The organism is Mycobacterium sp. IDUB_28, assembly GCF_055419285.1.
Genome location: NZ_JBVAXK010000001.1, coordinates 281,333 through 299,528, shown reverse-complemented (window position 1 = coordinate 299,528; position 18,196 = coordinate 281,333). Strand labels below are relative to the sequence as shown.

At 61.4% G+C, this 18,196-nt stretch carries 16 protein-coding genes; 13 read left to right on the top strand and 3 right to left on the bottom strand.

Going from position 1 to position 18,196, the window contains the following annotated elements:
* Position 1: 1 nt before the first annotated feature.
* From ACZYZ9_RS01405 to ACZYZ9_RS01365, 9 genes are all read left to right on the top strand, one after another.
* Positions 2-925: a hypothetical protein gene (locus tag ACZYZ9_RS01405; protein WP_012394817.1), complete on the top strand. Its 924-nt coding sequence runs from the start codon at positions 2-4 to the stop codon at positions 923-925.
* On the top strand, positions 922-2,421 hold the full coding sequence (locus ACZYZ9_RS01400) for a flavin-containing monooxygenase (RefSeq protein WP_012394816.1): 1,500 nt from the start codon (positions 922-924) through the stop codon (positions 2,419-2,421). The genes ACZYZ9_RS01405 and ACZYZ9_RS01400 overlap by 4 nt, the downstream gene beginning before the upstream one ends.
* A gap of 47 nt (positions 2,422-2,468) precedes the next feature.
* Positions 2,469-3,986 (top strand): flavin-containing monooxygenase, encoded by a 1,518-nt coding sequence (locus ACZYZ9_RS01395; protein ID WP_012394815.1) that lies wholly within the window; start codon positions 2,469-2,471, stop codon positions 3,984-3,986.
* Positions 3,983-4,948, top strand: a complete 966-nt coding sequence (locus ACZYZ9_RS01390) for an alpha/beta hydrolase (protein WP_012394814.1) — start codon at positions 3,983-3,985, stop codon at positions 4,946-4,948. The genes ACZYZ9_RS01395 and ACZYZ9_RS01390 overlap by 4 nt, the downstream gene beginning before the upstream one ends.
* 61 nt (positions 4,949-5,009) lie before the next feature.
* Entirely contained in the window at positions 5,010-6,545 is a 1,536-nt protein-coding gene (locus ACZYZ9_RS01385) for a flavin-containing monooxygenase (protein WP_012394813.1), read from the top strand.
* Positions 6,546-6,660: 115 nt separating this feature from the next.
* Complete coding sequence (locus ACZYZ9_RS01380) at positions 6,661-8,118, top strand: cytochrome P450 (protein WP_012394812.1); 1,458 nt, start codon at positions 6,661-6,663, stop codon at positions 8,116-8,118.
* Positions 8,115-8,768, top strand: coding sequence for a transglutaminase-like domain-containing protein (locus ACZYZ9_RS01375; protein ID WP_012394811.1), 654 nt, complete (start codon positions 8,115-8,117; stop codon positions 8,766-8,768). The genes ACZYZ9_RS01380 and ACZYZ9_RS01375 overlap by 4 nt, the downstream gene beginning before the upstream one ends.
* Positions 8,769-8,782: 14 nt before the next feature.
* The gene (locus tag ACZYZ9_RS01370; RefSeq protein ID WP_016889183.1) at positions 8,783-10,408 is read left to right on the top strand and encodes a fatty acid--CoA ligase; all 1,626 of its coding nucleotides are present in this window, start codon (positions 8,783-8,785) and stop codon (positions 10,406-10,408) included.
* 66 nt (positions 10,409-10,474) lie between these two features.
* A complete protein-coding gene (locus tag ACZYZ9_RS01365) occupies positions 10,475-11,596 on the top strand; it encodes an acyl-CoA dehydrogenase family protein (RefSeq protein ID WP_016889182.1) in 1,122 nt (373 codons plus the stop codon).
* 136 nt (positions 11,597-11,732) lie between these two features.
* On the opposite strand, the gene ACZYZ9_RS01360 is transcribed toward ACZYZ9_RS01365, so the two are convergent.
* Positions 11,733-12,047: a transposase gene (locus tag ACZYZ9_RS01360; protein WP_231973737.1), complete on the bottom strand. Its 315-nt coding sequence runs from the start codon at positions 12,045-12,047 to the stop codon at positions 11,733-11,735.
* 521 nt (positions 12,048-12,568) lie between these two features.
* Between ACZYZ9_RS01360 and ACZYZ9_RS01355 the strand changes: the two genes are divergently transcribed.
* Positions 12,569-13,105, top strand: coding sequence for an HD domain-containing protein (locus ACZYZ9_RS01355; protein WP_012394808.1), 537 nt, complete (start codon positions 12,569-12,571; stop codon positions 13,103-13,105).
* A gap of 10 nt (positions 13,106-13,115) precedes the next feature.
* Here the strand turns inward: ACZYZ9_RS01355 and ACZYZ9_RS01350 are convergent, their stop codons facing one another.
* Both ACZYZ9_RS01350 and ACZYZ9_RS01345 read right to left on the bottom strand, forming a co-directional pair.
* On the bottom strand, positions 13,116-13,583 hold the full coding sequence (locus ACZYZ9_RS01350) for an NUDIX hydrolase (protein ID WP_012394807.1): 468 nt from the start codon (positions 13,581-13,583) through the stop codon (positions 13,116-13,118).
* A gap of 5 nt (positions 13,584-13,588) precedes the next feature.
* A complete protein-coding gene (locus ACZYZ9_RS01345) occupies positions 13,589-14,407 on the bottom strand; it encodes a hypothetical protein (RefSeq protein ID WP_012394806.1) in 819 nt (272 codons plus the stop codon).
* A 239-nt stretch (positions 14,408-14,646) separates the two neighbouring features.
* Between ACZYZ9_RS01345 and ACZYZ9_RS01340 the strand changes: the two genes are divergently transcribed.
* The 3 genes from ACZYZ9_RS01340 to ACZYZ9_RS01330 all read left to right on the top strand — a co-directional run bounded on the left by ACZYZ9_RS01340 (position 14,647) and on the right by ACZYZ9_RS01330 (position 18,016).
* Entirely contained in the window at positions 14,647-14,991 is a 345-nt protein-coding gene (locus ACZYZ9_RS01340) for an SCO3933 family regulatory protein (protein WP_011893911.1), read from the top strand.
* Between the two features lie 89 nt (positions 14,992-15,080).
* A complete protein-coding gene (locus ACZYZ9_RS01335) occupies positions 15,081-16,514 on the top strand; it encodes an FtsK/SpoIIIE domain-containing protein (protein ID WP_012394805.1) in 1,434 nt (477 codons plus the stop codon).
* Positions 16,511-18,016, top strand: a complete 1,506-nt coding sequence (locus tag ACZYZ9_RS01330; RefSeq protein ID WP_012394804.1) for a replication initiator — start codon at positions 16,511-16,513, stop codon at positions 18,014-18,016. The genes ACZYZ9_RS01335 and ACZYZ9_RS01330 overlap by 4 nt, the downstream gene beginning before the upstream one ends.
* Positions 18,017-18,196 lie beyond the last annotated feature (180 nt).

Here is an 18,196-nt window from a genome sequence, read left to right as displayed (position 1 = left end):
AATGGCGTTCGCATATAGCGACATGCTCGAGACGATCAAGAACAAGCAATGGGCTCTCGCCGATATCGATTGGGGCGCCCCTGGTGCGGAGTTGATCACCGACGAACAGCGTCCCAAACTCAAGCAATTCATGTCCGACGTGGTGTGGATTGAGCATGTCGGAGCGCGCGCCTTTGCTGCGATGGCCCCGAAGGCGCCCTTCGAAGCGCTCGGAGACATTTACCGTTACTTTCACGCCGAGGAGCAGCGTCACGCCAACGCCGAACTTGCTCTGATGCGTCGCTGGGGCATGATCGAGGAAGGCGAAAAGCCTGTACCGAATAAGAACATCCGTCTCGTGATCGAGTGGCTAGATCGGTACGCTGAGGCTCTTCCTCTGACTGTCATCGGCGCCGCGATTCCCGCACTGGAGACCGCGCTGGACGGGGCCCTGCTGAAATTTCTCCTTGATGAGGTCGACGACCCAATTTGCGGGGAAGTATTCAATAAGGTCAACAGCGACGAATCGCGGCACCTTGCAGTAGGTTTTCAAGTCCTGAATGACCTCGGCGCCAGTCCCATGCGAATCCATGCAATCCAAACGGTCGGCGCTGTGATGGACCCCCGTATTCTCACTGGCGCGTTGCTGTATATACCGCTTCTCACGCGCATGTTGATGAATCTCAACGCGATGGGGCTATCCGAAGAGAAGCTGTACAACGCGGTGACGCGATATGGCAATGTCGGGGACCGCAGTGAGCACACGCGGAGGGTGCCTGGATATCACATCTTGAAGGCCCACATGTCCTCCTCGATCAAGCGGTCCCAACCCCTTCACTTCGTTTCCCAGCGCTTAGGCAATGCGATCGACATCTTCCCCGTGCAAGTACTCGGGCGACCGCCTTCATGGACGGATGAACTGACCTATGAACCGGTCGCTAAATGACGGACACGGTAACGACTTTGATCGTCGGCGCCGGCTTCGCGGGTATCGGTACGGCGATGAGAATGCTTCAAGCGGGCGTTAACGACTTTGTCATCTTGGAGCGATCACATCGCGTCGGGGGCACCTGGCGTGACAACACTTACCCCGGCGCCGCCTGCGACATTCCGTCATTGCTGTACTCCTACTCGTTCGAGCCGAACCCAGGCTGGACTCGCGCATACTCGGGGAGCGCAGAGATCCTCGCCTATATCGACGCGATTGTCGCGAAATACGATCTTGGGAGGTTCATTCATTTCGGTGCGGACGTGAGTGCACTGGAATTCGACGAGGATGCCGGAGAGTGGGTTGTCGACACGACCGGCGGCAGGCGGTATCGGGGCCGTTCAGTCGTGATGGCTAGCGGACCACTTGCTGACGCCAGTTTCCCGGATATTCGTGGCATCGAGTCGTACGAGGGGAAAAAGATTCACAGTGCTCGGTGGGACCACTCCTATGACATGAGCGGTAAGAGGGTGGCGGTTATCGGGACCGGGGCGAGCGCTGTGCAGATCGTTCCCGAATTGGTCCAGTTGGCGGCGTCGGTCAAGGTGTTTCAGAGGACGCCCGGCTGGGTCCTACCGAGGGTGAATTTCCGGCATCCGGCCTGGGCGCGTTCGACTTTCAAGCGCATGCCGGCAACCGAACAGGCCCTACGAGGTGCGTGGTTTTGGGCGCATGAGGTCATGGCCGTGGGCATGGTTTGGGATACCGCTGCCACATCTGTCATCCAAGCGGCCGCGAAGGCGAATCTGCGTCGGCAGGTGAAGGATACCTGGTTGAGACGTCAGCTAACACCGCAGTTCAGACCTGGGTGCAAACGCATGCTTATGACTAACGACTATTACCCTGCTCTCCAGGCCGATAACTGCAAACTCGTCAGCTGGCCGATCGCCACACTGGCTCCGAACGGAATTCGAACCGCCGACGGCATCGAGCATGAGGTGGACTGCATAGTATTCGCGACAGGCTTCGATGTGTGTAAACGCGGTACGCCATTTCCGATCCTGGGGCGCGACGGGCGAAAACTCGAAGACGCGTGGTCTGAGGGGAGATTTGCCTACAAGAGCGTGAGTGTGGCCGGGTATCCGAATTTGTTCTTCACTTTCGGGCCTAATTCCGGTCCTGGCCACAACTCCGCTCTTCTATATATGGAGGCGGCAATCGATTACATCGTAAAAGCGATCGAGCTCTTGCGCGACCAAGGTAACGGAGTCCATACCCTGGATGTGAAAGAGAATAGCCAAAACGCGTACCACTCCAATATTCAGCGGCGGTTACGACGCACGACATGGAACTCGGGTTGCAGCAGCTGGTATTTAACAGAGGATGGCTATAACGGCACGATGTATCCGGGCTTTGCGACTCAGTTCACCAGGGAACTGTCCCGTCTGGATATGCGGGATTACGATATCACTCGGCGTGACGATGCTGACCTGAAGTTGACACAAACACGCTGAACTGCAGCAGCGGATAGGGTAAACATCAAAGCGCACGTGAGGAAGTAATGGGTTCTGAGTCTGGGCAGCACTACGAAATTGTAATAGTCGGAGCCGGGTTTTCTGGGATTGGTACAGCGATCAGCCTGTTGAAGGCCGGATTTGCGGACTTTCTTATAGTCGATGACGCCGATGGCGTCGGCGGTACATGGCACTGGAATACGTATCCGGGAATAGCGGTCGATATTCCGTCCTATAGTTACCAGTTCTCTTATGAGATGCGAACATCCTGGTCACGTACTTACGCTCACGGGGATGAGTTGAAGGCTTATGCAGAGCGGTGTGTAGAAAAATACGGACTCCAAAATTACATCCGGTTCAACACGACTGTGGACGAAGCCTGTTTCGACGAAGGCGCCGCACTATGGCGGCTGAGCTGCTCCTCTGGTCAGAATCTGACCGCGCGTTTTGTGATAAATTGCTCTGGCGTTCTCAGTCGGCCGAAGTGGCCTGATATTCCAGGAGTGCGCGACTTCGCCGGCGTGACGCTGCATACGGCCAGATGGGACCATACGAAAGATCTCACCGGTAAGCGGGTGGCGGTGATCGGGACTGGGGCATCTGCGGTGCAGCTGATTCCCGAAGTCGCGAAGATCGCATCAAGTCTGACGGTCTTCCAGCGAACGCCGATTTACTGCTTGCCGAAGCCGGATTTCTCCATACCGAGCTGGGCCGCGACAGTGATGCGGTTGGTGCCAGGGGCACAACTGATGACGCGCACTGCGAGTCAGGCGTTCGTCGAGTTCACATTTCCCATCGCAGCTCATTTTCACTCGTTGATCCCTGTGTCGGACCTCATGGAAGAGGCGGCGAAACGCTATATGCGTCGGGCGGTCGACGATCCGGTGACTCGAGACCAACTCATTCCTCGCTATTCGTTGGGTTGTAAGCGACCGAGTTTCCACAATTCCTATCTCGCAACGTACAACCGTCGCAATGTTTCGCTCGAGACCAGCGGCATCACCCATGTCGACCATGCCTCGGTTCACACTGAAGATGGCAAGAGTTATCCGATCGATGTCATGGTCTTGGCCACCGGGTTCAAAGTGATGGAGTCGGGCAATATGCCGACTTATGTGCTGAAGGGACGCGGTGGAGTGGAGCAGTCTGCCTGGTGGGATGAGCACCGCCTCCAAGCCTTCGAGGGTGTGAGCGTCCCAGGGTTCCCGAATCACTTCAATATCTTCGGTCCCTATGGTTACAACGGCTCCTCGTACTTCACACTCATCGAGGCGCAAAGTCGGCATATCGTCCGCTGTCTTCGTCGTGCGCGCACGCTGAAGGCTGATTACGTAGAGGTCAGACAGCAGGCGAACGATCGCTACTTCGGTGACATGGTTAGCCGCCGACATCGACAGGTTTTCTGGCAGCCGAGCTGTTCCAATGCCAACAGTTACTATTTCGACAAACACGGCGATGTTCCGTTGCGTCCGTCAACTACCCTGGAGACTTACTGGCGTAGCCGCACCTTCCGGCTCTCCGATTACCGATTTGAACGTCGCGCAGAATCCGTTGGCGCACGGTGACCAACACTGATGCGGCGGACCGGCGCCCCAGTCTTGCAAGTCATTTCGTGGCAATGACTTCGCGAAACACACTGCGTCCGCTGTCGCAACTCATCCCGTCGAGCGCCCACGGCCTCGCGGTGATGGATCGCGTACTCCGGATGGCGCTTGTGGGATCGCGGCCCCGCCGAAGCGTGGCGGTTCGCACAATAGATACCGAGTTCGCCGGGAATCAGATACGCGGGGATTGGATCACTTCTCCTGCAGTCGATCCACACGCGGTTCCGTTGCTCTACATTCATGGCGGCGCCTACTCCATGTGCTCACCGGCTACCCACCGCGGCCTGCTCGGTGAACTTGCCTCCGCGAGCGGTCGGCCCATCTTTGCGGTGAGGTATCGGCTAGCTCCACGCTATCCCTTTCCCGCTGCCGCCGACGATGCACTGAACGCATACCGCTGGCTCGTCACAGGGCAGCCTTCGGCTTCCGGCGAACGCGGTGTTGCGGTGGCCGGGGACTCGGCGGGCGGCCAGCTCACGATGGCCACCGCCCTTGGCGCACGTAGTGACGGACTGCCGCTGCCGGATTCGATGCTTCTCATGTCTCCGGTCCTGGATCTGACATGTGAACTCGCGAGGGCACGCGAACTTCGCCGCCGTGATCCTTTCGCCTCTGCTCGGTCCGCGGCCCGCGCTCTTGACCTGTACGTGGCTGGTGCAGATCACCGCAATGAGCGAATCAGCGTGCTCGACGCAGACCTCAGGTCCATGCCACCGATCCTGATTCAGGTAGGCGGAAGAGAAATGTTGATCGATGACTCGAGGCATCTTGCCGACCGCCTCCGATCGGCCGGATCAAGCGTTGAGATACAGGTGTACCGGGGACAGATCCACGTGTTCCAAGCCATGTTCCGAATCCTGCCCGAGGCTCGTGAGGCGATCCACCGCGCTGGAAACTTCCTGAAAGCTTCGGCCCACCGGTGAAAGTGTTGGGACCGTGGATGCTCCACTGCCACCGCGCCATCAACTGCTTCTTAGCTGTCTCATGACAGGCGGCTTTGCGAGGGATCCTCGAGGACACGATCCGTCGATAGTGATCATCGGGGCCGGCGTCGCGGGTATCGCCATGGCCCATCAGCTGAAGAGGGACGGATTCACCAACTTCACCATGGTGGAAAAGGCTGCAGACATCGGCGGCGTCTGGCGCGACAACACCTATCCAGGAGCGGCTTGCGACGTGCCGTCAGCGTTGTACTCACTCTCGGACAAGCCCAACACTCGTTGGTCGAGACGTTATGCAGAACAGCCCGAGATACTCCAATATCTTCGCCGACTCGTCCTGGCCGACGGAATGGACCTGCATTTGCGCACGCGGACCGAAGTCGTCGAGATGACCTTCGATGAACAGGCCGGCCGTTGGCGTTTGGTGACCGGATCCAGCGAGACGATCTGGTGCGATGTCGTGATTTCGGCCGTGGGGCAGCTCTCGCGACCTCATACGCCGAATATTGCCGGCGAAGACACCTTCGAGGGGCCGCGTTTTCATTCGGCGCGTTGGGACCATTCGGTATCGCTGCGCGGCAAGGAAGTAGCCGTCATCGGGACAGGCGCAAGCGCGATACAGTTTGTGCCACGGATCGCACACGAGGCACAGCGCGTAACGCTGTATCAGCGCACGGCGCCTTGGATTTTGCCGAAGTGGGACAGCAGGTACGGACGTCTTCACCAACAGCTGATTAAGGTTCTGCCGCTGTGGCTGCGTCTTGAGCGTTTCGCGGTATGGCTGATTTTTGAAGTGCTCGCAGTGACGTTGGTCGACGCGAAGCCCTTGTCACGCATTCTCGGCGCGGTCGCCCGCTACCACCTCCATCGGCAGGTTGCCGATCCAATGCTGCGCCGGCAACTCACGCCATCAGATGCGCCGGGGTGCAAGCGGGTGTTGTTCTCGAATGATTACTACCCCGCGATTGCCAACGGTGAAGTCTCGTTGGTGACCAACGCGGTTGCGAAGCTTTGCGACAAGGGAGTCGTGACCGACGATGGCGTACTCCATCGCGCGGATGTCGTCATTTACGGAACAGGTTTCCGCGCTACCGACTTCCTCGCCCCGATGCGTGTTCGCGGCTGGGGCGGAGTGACTCTGGACGAGGTGTGGGGGACGCAGGCGCACGCATACCTGGGCATTACAGTCCCGATGTTCCCGAATCTCTTTCTCCTCTATGGCCCGAACACGAATGTCGGTTCCGGGTCGATCATTTACATGATCGAGTCTCAGGTCCGCTATGTCGGTGCCCTCATCAAGATTTTGGCGAGTGACCCAGGGCGTACGGTCGACGTCAGGCCAGACATCGAGCAAAGCTACAACACACGATTGAGCCGGCGGCTGCGAAGGTCGGTGTGGGCGCTTTGCGCGAGCTGGTACACGACCTCGAGTGGCGCGATCCCGACGAACTGGCCTGGGCCTACATTTGCCTACCGGATCCTCACCCGCAAACCACGCAGTCACGATTATCTATTCAGGCACGTTGAACGCCTTCAGTTAGACGGCCCGAGTGAGAACCGCGCGAGGCTGCGCAGATGATCCGGGTCGCAGGCGGTGTCTAACATTTCACTGTTAACTGTTCGAATATTGACATTCAGCACATCTATGTAAACTATTACCAGATACCCGTGCAGCAGAGCGCCCAGGAGGCATCGTGGCTAATCAGCTTCTCGCAATCACGCGTCACCCCAAGGAGCGGTTGACGTCTGTCCTGTTGGCGCCCGCCCCCCGCGTCGTCGATGACAAATGGCGACAGTGGAGTCGGGACTGGAGAGTCCGGGAACTTGCGCCGGCCCCCGCCGGATCTGGGCTGAGAGCCGTCCTAGGGGACGCTGGACTCCCGTTGCTGGGGCACACTGTCGACTACATCCGATTTGGTTCAGAATTCAGTCGGGAGCGTTACGAACGTTTGGGCTCGGTGTCGTGGATGGGCGCATTCGGTACCAAAATGGTGGTCATCGCCGGTCCAGACGCAACGCGTGAGGCGTTCACAAGCGAAGCCAAGGCCTTTTCTCAAGATGGCTGGTCCTTCCTGATCGATGCTTTCTTCCATCGCGGGTTGATGCTCATGAGCTTCGACGAACATTTGATGCACCGGCGCATCATGCAGGAGGCGTTCACGCGTCCTCGCCTGACCGGATATGTCGGGCAGGTGGCCCCGTGCGTTCGCGCAGCCGTGCCCGCGTGGCCGACCGGTCCGTCGGTCCGGATCTACCCGTTGTTGAAGAATCTCACCCTCGATATTGCCACGGATGTCTTCATGGGTGGCCGCGGCAAGGACGAGAGCGCTGCTGTCAACGAGGCGTTCGTGTCCACTGTTCGCGCGGCGAGTTCCTTTGTGCGAGTTCCACTCCCGGGCACCAGGTTCCGCGCCGGCGTGCATGGGCGGCGCGTGTTGGAGGACTACTTCTCCCGACACCTGCCGGCCGCGCGTGCAGGCGAGACCGACGATCTATTCGCCGCCCTCTGCCAGGCGACCACAGAAGACGGTGAACGGTTCTCCGACGAGGATGTGATCAACCACATGATCTTTCTCATGATGGCCGCCCATGACACCTCCACGATCACCACCACTGCTGTCACCTACTTCCTCGCTAAACATCCTGAGTGGCAGGAGAAGGCAGCGGCGGAGGCGCGGTCCTTCGGTCACGATTCGCCAGATATCGACGAACTGGAGCGGATGACGGTCCTCGATCTGATCCTCAAAGAAGCTCTGCGTCTGCTGGCGCCCGTTCCGCTGGTGATGCGCAAGACCGTCCGCGATGTCGCCATCGACGGCTATCACATCCCCCGTGAAACCTTGTGCGCAATCACACCCGCCGTAAATCACTTCGACCGCAGAATATGGAGCGACCCGGACCGTTTCGATCCGTCGCGCTTCGATGAGCCCCGGCGCGAGGACCAACAGCACCGATTCGCCTGGGTGCCGTTCGGCGGGGGGGCGCACAAATGCATTGGGATGCAGTTCGGCACACTCGAGGTGAAGGCAATCCTGCACCAGATGTTGCGTACCTACACTTGGACGGTCCCAAACGACTATCACGTGCGTTGGGACAACACCTCGCTGCCCATTCCCGTGGACGGACTGCCTGTGACGTTGCGGCACCGATGAGCGGTGAGAACTCGCCTTACCTGGAGCCCACGGAGTTCCTCGATTGGCAACATGAATCGGTACGCGACTTCGTTGCATCGGCGACCCGCGGCGCGGTCGACGACACCACGAAGGCCATAGCCATCTTCACTGCGGTCCGCGACTCGATTTGGTATGACCCCTACACCGTGACCGATGACCCGCATGCGTATCGCGCCAGCACCATCGCAACTGCAGACCGCGCTTACTGCGTCCCGAAGGCGGTGCTCTTGACGGCGGCCTGCCGAGCAGCAGGCATCCCAGCGCGGCTGGGGTTCGCCGATGTCCGAAACCACCTTCAGACCGAGACATTGCGTGAGCGGATGGGCGGTACCGACGTCTTCGTCTACCACGGATACAGCCTCATGCATCTCTGCGGTGTCTGGGTCAAGGCAACTCCGGCGTTCAATCGCGAGCTATGCGCACGGTTCGGCGTCCCGCCAATTGATTTCGACGGGCGCACAGACGCCCTGCTGCACGGGTTCGCCGGTGACGGCACACAACACATGGAATATCTGAGGGATCGAGGCGCCTTCGACGATCTACCGCTGGCAGAGATCCTGCAAGCGCTCAGAACCCACTACGGGACGCTCATAGGCGATGCGAGTCGCCATCCAGACCTGTTCGCCTGAAGGGCCGATGCGTAATGCACAGCACGATGCAAGACGTCCAGCTCACAATCTCGGCAATTGTCCGCCATGCCGCCTCCATTCACGGAAACAGCGAGGTGATCACCCCCGACGGAATTGGATACCGAAGTATGTCCTACCGTAGCGTCCTGGGGCGAGCGGGCCGACTTGCCAATGCGTTGCGCGGGCTCGGAATAACGGCAGATCAACGGGTGGCCACTTTTCAGTGGAGTAACCAAGAACATCTCGAGGCCTACTGCGCGGTTCCCTCCATGGGCGCGGTGCTGCACACCCTCAACATTCGTTTGGCTCCAGAGCAACTCGCGTACATCGCCAACCATGCCAGCGATCAGATCATCCTGGTGGATGCGTCGGTTGCGCCATTGTTGGCTAGTGCGCTACCAGCGATGGAGTCGGTGCATACGGTCATCGCCACCGGGGGCGGCGACCTCGCTCCGCTGCAGCGATGCGGGAAGACGGTGTTGCGTTACGAGGAGATCCTGGCGCAGCAACCGGAGACTTTCGATTGGCCCGAGATCGATGAGCGTTCCGCCGCGGCCATGTGCTACACCAGCGGGACTACTGGAAATCCCAAAGGTGTTGTCTACAGCCACCGTTCGACCTACCTACATGCACTGACCGCCTGCACGTCGAACGCCCTGGCAGTGAGCGAGGCCGACCGTATCCTGGCCATTGTCCCGATGTTTCACGCCAATGCGTGGGGACTGATCTACGCGGCGTTGATGTCTGGTGCGGACTTGGTATTACCCGATCGCCATCTGCAAGCCGCGCCGCTGGTGTCGATCATCGAAGAGACTCAGCCGACTATCGCCGGTGCAGTGCCGACGATCTGGAACGATGTCGATCGATACCTGGAATCGAATCCCGCCCGGGACATCTCCTCACTTCGGCTGGTTGCCTGCGGGGGATCGGCAGTCCCCGTCTCGCTGATGCGGGCATTCGAAGACAAGTACAACGTGCCTATCGTGCAGGCATGGGGCATGACCGAAACCTCGCCGCTGGCTACCGTCGCACGCGCAGCGCACGGAGTAGGCGAGACCCGTGCGTGGGAGATGCGCGAAAGCCAGGGTCGGCCGATGTGCGGTGTCGAGATCCGGTTGCGTGACGACCACAAGAAGACAGTGCCGTGGGACGGTCGATCAGCGGGTGAAATACAGGCGCGAGGCCCGTGGATCACCGGCGCCTACTTCGGCGACGATGATCCGGACAAGTTCGACGGAGGGTGGCTGCGCACCGGCGACGTCGGCCGGATCGACCCGGACGGGTATCTCACGCTGACCGATCGTGCGAAGGACGTCATCAAGTCAGGTGGAGAATGGATCTCCTCAGTCGAGCTGGAAAACACGCTGATTGGTCACCCGGCGATCTACGAGGCTGCGGTGGTGGCAGTTCCCGACGACAAATGGCAGGAAAGACCGCTCGCCCTGGTCGTGGTTCACCGTGGAGCCGAGGTCGACATCGACCGACTGCGCGCGTTTCTGTTGGACAAGGTCGCCAAGTGGTGGATCCCGGAGCGGTGGAGCTTCGTGTCTGAGATTCCCCGAACAAGCGTCGGGAAATACGACAAGAAGGCCATACGCGCGCGTCACTCCGCCGGCGAGTATCAGATCGAAACGTCCTAAGAAATCAAACCCATTGATATTGAACAGCCGAGAGGGAATCCTGTGACAGCATCAATTTCTCCCTGGATGAGCGCCGAATTGCTCGAGCTTCGTGACCTTGCCGCGAAGTTCTTCTCGACCGAATTGGCCCCACATGCGCAACGTTTCGCAGACCAGCACCAAGTTGACCGAGAATTGTGGCACAAAGCCGGCGAACTAGGCCTGCTCTGCATGTCCATACCCGAAGAATACGGCGGGGGAGGCGGCACATTCGCGCACGAAGCCGTCGTACTCGAAGAGCAAGCCCGAGTCGGGGACAGCTCATGGGGCGCAGGGCTGCACAGCGGAATCGTCGCGCACTACATCCTCCAGTATGCGGCCGAAGAACTACGGAGGCAGTGGCTGCCCAAGATGGCCTCAGGCGAAATGATCGGTGCTATCGCCATGACGGAGCCAGGGACCGGTTCTGATCTGCAGAGTGTCAAGACCAAAGCAATTCTTGACGGTGACGAGTACGTGATCACCGGCGCAAAGACCTTCATCACCAACGGTCAGCAAGCCGACCTGATCATCGTCGTCGCCAAGACAGATCCAAGTCAGGGCGCCGCCGGCATCTCGCTGATCGTCGCCGAAGCCGATCGACCCGGATTCCGGCGCGGCAAGGTCCTCGACAAAATCGGCCAACGCGGACAAGACACCTCCGAGTTGTTCTTCGACGACGTAAGAGTGCCCCGCTCGCACCTCCTGGGCGAGACCGAGGGTCAGGGTTTCATTCAGCTGATGACGCAGCTACCTCAAGAGCGGCTCATCGTCGCGGTTGGGGCGGTCGCGGCGATGGAACTTGCCGTGGAGCAGACACTCAAATACACCCGTGAGCGGGAAGCGTTCGGACGGCCCGTCTTCGGCTTCCAGAACACGAAATTCATCTTGGCCGAAGCTGCAACCGAAACGCGCATCGCACGAGTATTTTTGGACTACTGCATCGACCTACACCTCGCGGGCCAACTCGACGTCCAGACCGTCGCCATGGCGAAATGGTGGACCACTGAGCGAGCGATGAAGGTGCTCGATGACTGTTTGCAGCTCCACGGCGGATATGGGTACATGACCGAGTACCCCATCTCGAGATTGTGGGTGGACCAGCGCGTGCAGAAAATCTACGCCGGCACAAATGAGGTGATGAAGGAAATCATCTCGCGTTCCCTATGACCCTGAACGATTAGCCACCTGCACATTACTCACCTGGGAGGATTGATGGCATCTACAGAGGTGCCATATCGCCACGAAATGGGTGGACATTGCGGATCGGGTGCCCTTCGGGAGTTGATACCAGATGCTCCTATCTTCAGGCAATGAGTTCTTCAGGCAATGAGTTCGTTGGTTCTTCTGCTGGGTTGGCGGAGGGCGTGGTAGATCTCGCGGGCGATGTACGCTTGATGCAGCGCATGATCTCGTTCTTGGTTTTGCCTTCGGCCAGGCGGTGAACGAAGTAGTCGCGGGTGGGCTGGTGACGGCGCATGCGCACCACCAGGATGACGTGCAGGGCACGGTTGGCGTCGCGATTGCCTCCCCAATTGAGCCGGTGGCGGATCGTTTTGCCGCTGGAGGCTTCCAGTGGGCTGACCCCGCAGAGTTTGGCGAAAGCGGCGTCGCTGCCGATCCGAGCGGGGTTGTCGCCGAGGGCGGTCAGCAGCGTGGCAGCGGTGTCGGGCCCGACGCTGTAGCTCGGGTGCGGCGGTGGCGGTGATGGTGTCGACGTGGCGTTCGAGTCGGGCGGCTGCGGTGTCGAGCTGGTGGCAACGTGCCGCCATCGACTTGATAGCAGTAAAGAAAGTTCTCACATCGCAGGCCAGCGGCGGTCAGGCGGGCGTTGGTCGCGCCTGCTGCCCGCGGCGTCTCGATGCGGCGAGGAGCGAGGACAGTCCTGGCTTGTCGTGGTGCCAGGATGCCGTGGCCGTTGAGATGTACAGCGCTCGTCGTCGTGTGCAAGCTTGTGTGGCGGCGGACGGAGGGCGAAGCGTAGCGAGCGGCGCGGACGGGAGCGCCAGCGGACGGGAGCAGAGGGAGTGTAGCGAAGCCCGCAGGTAGCCGCCGGTTCCTCGCGGGCTATGGCGGCCCGGGCTCCGCTGAGCATCAGTTGCGGGTCTGCGCCATGGCGATGGGACTCGTAGGATGGCGGTTGTGAGCGGGATGCTGGCGCAGCGTGCACGGCGAGAGGCCGAGACGCGACTGGTGGGGCAGCTGCGGCGGTTGGCGCATGTGCGGGGTGTCGCGACGACTGCCGAGCGGCTGAGTCGGCGGTTCGATGCCCAGACAGCGGACTCTTTGGTGGCAGCGGCGTGGCTGCACGATATCGGCTACGCACCGTCGTTGCGCCGGACCGGGTTTCATCCGCTCGATGGCGCAGAGTTTGCCCGGGCGGCGGGTTTTCGGGAGCTGGTCGCCTCCCTGGTGGCGTTCCATACTGGGGCGCACGCGGAAGCTGCCGAGCGCGGCTTGTCAGGTTTAGCGGCGTTCAGCGATCCGCCCAGCGATGTTCTGGATGTGTTGACCTTTTGCGATCTGACGACCGGGCCGGACGGGGCGCCGGTATCACCGCGAGATCGATTGATCGAGGTGTTGGGCCGCTATGGACCCGAGGACCCGGTGCACCGCGCGGTCGACGCGGGGCGCGACGAACTGTTGGCGGCGGTCCGACGGGTACGCGATTGGCTGTAAACCCAGCCGGTTAGCCGAGGTAGGGGCTGTCGCGGTGTTGCAGGTAGTGCTCGATGCGCAGTCGCATCGACGGGTGCATGTCCAGATTGGGGATGTCGTCGGGATCGGTCCAGGCGATGTCGGTGCTTTCGTGATCGATGGCCAGGGTACCGCCGAGAACCTTGGTGGTGAAGGACAGAGAGAACTGTTGGCGGACTTCGCCATCGGTGAACGCGACGACATGCTGCGGGTTGGTGTAGACACCGACAAGGCCGGTGACTTCAATGTCGAGCCCGGTTTCCTCTTTGACTTCCCGGACGGCGGTGTCGGCAATCGTTTCGCCGATGTCGTGTCCGCCGCCGGGTAGCGCCCACAGGGTGTTGTCGCGGCGTTTGATCAGCAGGATACGACCCTGTTCGTCGGTGACGATGGCCGAGGCTGACGGAACGACGCTGTTGGGCAGCGGGGCGTTGGGGTCGTTGTAGTAGTCGGTTCGCATAGGGTTCAGCCTTTCGCGCTGAGCGGTCTGGCGCGATCCCAGACCTGGGTGAAAGCGTCTTCGAGGGTGGCCCAGAGCCGTGGTTCGTGGTGGCGCGACAGCACAAGCACGGGGTTGTTGCGCCCGGGTGAGCCGTAGATGTGGAAGTTGACGATCATGGCGTCGTCGACCCGGAAGATCGACGTGTAGAGCGTGGTGTCGTGGGTGCGGATATCCAGCCCCGGGGTATCGGCATGCGGGGCGAGCAACTCCACGGACGTGCGGCAGCGGGCGATGACGGCCTCGCCGATGCCTTCCTCCTTGCCGCGCAGGATCGTGGTGGCAGTGTCAGGATCCCCGACGAGAAACCGCACCGCCACACCGCGGGCGGCGGCGTCGAGCAGAATGTCGAGGAAGCCGTCGAGGGTGTCAAACAGGAACGTGGCCGCCAGGACGAGGATGTCGATGCCGGTGGTGGCGTCGCCGAAATGCTGCTGCCACGTCGTGATCGGCAGCTGGGTGCGGCTGGCATACAGCGTCGCGGTGAACGGACCACCCAGCGACGTCGTCGCCAGCGCGCTCGCGGTAGGGGCAGGATACTGGTTGGGCCACAGGTTGTGCGGTGTGCAGCCAAGCAGCTTAGCGGCGCGGCGGGCGTTGTCCTCGCGGACGTTGTAGTCGATGTTGGCCAGCCAGCGGCGCACCGTCTTGATATCCACGCCCACCGCAGTGGCGAACCTCTGTGGGGAGAGTCCCTTGGCGTGCAGCCGTTGGGTGAGGCGATCGTTGGGGATCGTGGCGGCCTCGGCGTCGCCGTCCTGATCGCCCGTCGTCTCAGCGCACATCTTTCCGTGTCATCCCTGTCCATCCTCAGCGCGTGGTTCCTAGTTTGCCATGCGACTGCCGCCGCCCCGCGGCGGTGATGCCCGTCCGATGCCCACGGGCATGTCCCTGTCGTGTCCGAAATGTCTGCGGCAGTGTCGGCAATGCCTGCCAACGTCCCTCGCTACGTCCGCGATGTCCACGTGAACTGAGCCCAGCGCCGCAACGGGCGCAAACAGATCACGAAAGGAACAGCGGGACAATGCGTTTAAGAATCGACACATCAGGCACACGGTTCATCGTCACCCGAGCGGCCGAGCCGCGGCTGAACTTCGAGACCGGCAGCCCAAAAGTGGACACCGCCACCGGCGTGCCACTGTATGCCGCGCAGCTGTTGGCGTTGGATGACACCGGTGGTGAAGTGCTCAACGTCACCGTCGCCGGGGATCCGAAAGTGACAGTCACCCAACCTGTTTCAGTCGCGGGTCTGGTTGCTATCCCTTGGGCTCAAGGTGATCGCAGCGGCGTGGCGTTCCGTGCCGACGCCATCACCCCCACCAACCCCGCGGCTGCGCCGAGCGATCAAGCGTCCCGCGCGCAGAAATAACCCCATTTGCTGGGGCGCGGCGCTCGTGGGTGTCGCGCCCCAGCACGTGAGCTGCTATCGACCATTCACTCACCAGAGGGACGCCTGTCATGGCATCAAACTACAAAAACAGCAAGAACTCTCAATCCAACGACGACGACTGGATCACCGACCTCATCCTCTCACTGTTCAAAGCGGCCGGGTATCTGCTGTGGTGGGCGGTCCTGTTCCCGGCCATCAGCATCCCGATCATCGCCAGCGTGGCGATGGCCATTACCCATGGCTCACGCGCGGGTCTGATCATCGGTATTGCTTTCGCTGCCGCGTATGCGGGCTGGGCGTGGCTGGACCCGCGATCGTTTCACGGATGGGTCACCGAGCCGGTGCGGCGGCGCTGGTTGACCTGGTCGCGCTACACCCGCACCTGGCAATCGGTGTGCACCCTGCACGGCCTGACCGCCACACTTGGCGAACGCACCTTGGTGCCGACCTTGCAGTCGGTGCGCATCGGCAAGACGACCGACGTCCTGGCGCTGCGAGTGGTCACCGGCCACTCCCTGGCTGATTGGCACAAGCAATCCGAGGCGCTAGCCGCCGCCTGGCGTGCCGACCGGATCGCCATCCGCGCGACCGCGCCCGGAGAGCTACGCATCACCCTGATGCGCGGCGACGTGCTGGCCGACCCGATTGCCCTGCCCATGCCCACGACGGCGACTGCGGTGGATGTGGGGTCGGTGCGGGTCGGGATCACCGAAACCCGCCACTGGTGGCACCTACCTCTGCTTGGCCACCACCTGCTCGTGGCTGGCGCGACCGGCGCGGGGAAAGGTTCAGTGTTGTGGTCACTGATCGCTGGCCTCGCCCCCGCCGTGAAAACCGGACAAGTGCGGCTCTGCGTCATCGACCCGAAAGGCGGCATGGAACTGGGCGCCGGAGCACCCATGTTCACGGTGTTCACCCACGACGCCACTGGCACCACCCTGTACCTGCTGCGGCAACTAGTGGAGGTGATGCACGCCCGCGCCAATCGGTTACGGGGCAAGACGCGCATGCACACCCCGACTCCGACTGAGCCGTTATTCGTGGTGGTGATCGATGAGATCGCCGCGCTGACTGCGTATGTGACCGACCGCAAGGTGCGCAGCGAAATTGAACAGCTGTTGGGCCTGCTGCTCTCCCAAGGCCGGGCCGTCGGCATTTCGGTGGTGGCAGCGGTGCAAGATCCGGCCAAAGACACCCTGCCGGTGCGGCAGCTGTTTACCGTGCGAATCGGGTTGCGGTTGACCGAAGCCACCCAAACCACCATGGTTTTGGGCCAGGGCGCCCGCGACGCGGGGGCCGACTGCGATCACATCCCCGACACCACTCCCGGTGTGGGCTACATGATGATCGATGGCACGGCCCAACCGGTGCGGGTACGGGCATTTCACGTCGCCGACCACGACATCGCCACTCTGGCAGCACGATTCCGGCCACCTCGTGCCGCGACCCGAACCAACCAGTCCAACAGCGGGCGCACCGACACCGCCCGGGGTCAACGGTGACTACTGCAACGACAGCCCCCACGCTGGTGTTGCCCGGGGTTCCCGGCTCGATCGACACCAATGCGGTGGTGGATCAGATGGTGCGCCGCGCGTCCTCGACGGGGTTCGAATCGTGGTGGCGGCGCGCGGAATCTGTTGGCTTCTGCGCCCACCCCATCCAACTCAGAGGTACCGACGAGATAGGCCGCGATCGGGTGGTGTGGACACGGTGCAACAACCGCCGCGCACAGGTATGCCCATCGTGCTCAGACCTGTACGCCCGCGACACGTGGCAGCTCGTGCACGCTGGCACCGCCGGCGGCCACCACAACATCCCCGCAGCAGTGGCCGATCGTCCGCAGGTGTTCGTCACCCTCACCGCACCTAGCTACGGGCCTGTTCACGCCGCCGCGCGTGCAGGCGACAAGAAGCAGCGTGTGTGTCGCGACCACCACCACACTGGCGGCTACCGCCGATGCCCGCATGGAAAACCACTGTGGTGCAGCACAACCCACGGCGAAGGTGATATCTATGCGGGACAGCCGATCTGCGCGGACTGCTACGACTACACCGGGCATGTCCTGTTCACATGGCACCTGCCCGAACTGTGGCGACGCTTCACCATCACCCTGCGACGCACACTGCGCCGAGAGCTACGTGCTTCGGGCGCCGACCCGGATGCGGTGCAGGTCAGCTTCATCAAAGTCGTCGAACTGCAAGCCCGGCTCATCCCGCACATTCATGCCCTGATCCGCCTCGACCCGCCCGACAGCGATGACTCTGGCGGTCATGACTGGCATGCGCCCCTTGCGGCAACCGAACTGGCCACCATCATCCAACAGGCCGTTCGAACCGTGGCCGTGACGGTCACCGACTCATCCTCAAATACAGCGACACGGGTGATCAGGTTCGGCACACAAGTCGACACCCAACCCATCGACAACCGGCACGCCGGCACGGACGGCTCTGCTGTGCAGGAGGATTCACCACACGGCGGGGTTCTTCCAGGCCGCCGCGTAGCTCGCTACCTCGCGAAATACGTCACCAAATCCTTAGCTGACGTCGGGATCAGCGCGCGACGCATCTCCACCGAGGCCATCGCTGACCTCGATGTCTGCGACCACGTTCGGGCGATCCTGACCGCCATCAGCCAACTCGCCGATAAGGGACTGGCCGGTGTCGGTCGGTGGCTGCACACCCTGGGCTACCGGGGCCACATCACCAGCAAATCCCGCCGCTATTCCACCACGATGACCGCGCTGCGCGAACGTCGCGCGGCCTGGACCCGTGAACAACGTTTAAAAAGCACTGCGCACCAACATGATCTCGGCCTCGACTCCACCGATGGCGATGATCTGGTGGCATGGGAATTCGATCGTGCCGGCCCCACCAGCCTCGGCGACCGGACCCTCATCTACTCCGCGGCCGTCCAACACATCCACACCCGCCGCATCGGACTGATCGAAGTCCGTGGCCAAGCCCGCAATCAACAATGGGATCCGCCAGGGGGAAGCGATGGCTGACAGGTCCCGAGCAGCACGTGCTCGCTCCGGGTGTGACGCTCGTCCCGATGCGCCGACGGTGTCAGAGGGGGGTGTTGAAATTGTTGTGCCCAACCAATATCGACTTCCGTCCGAGGCCAACCGCGCGCTGGTACACGTGATAATGGCTGTGCGGGACCGGATGCTTGGATCAGGGAGGGG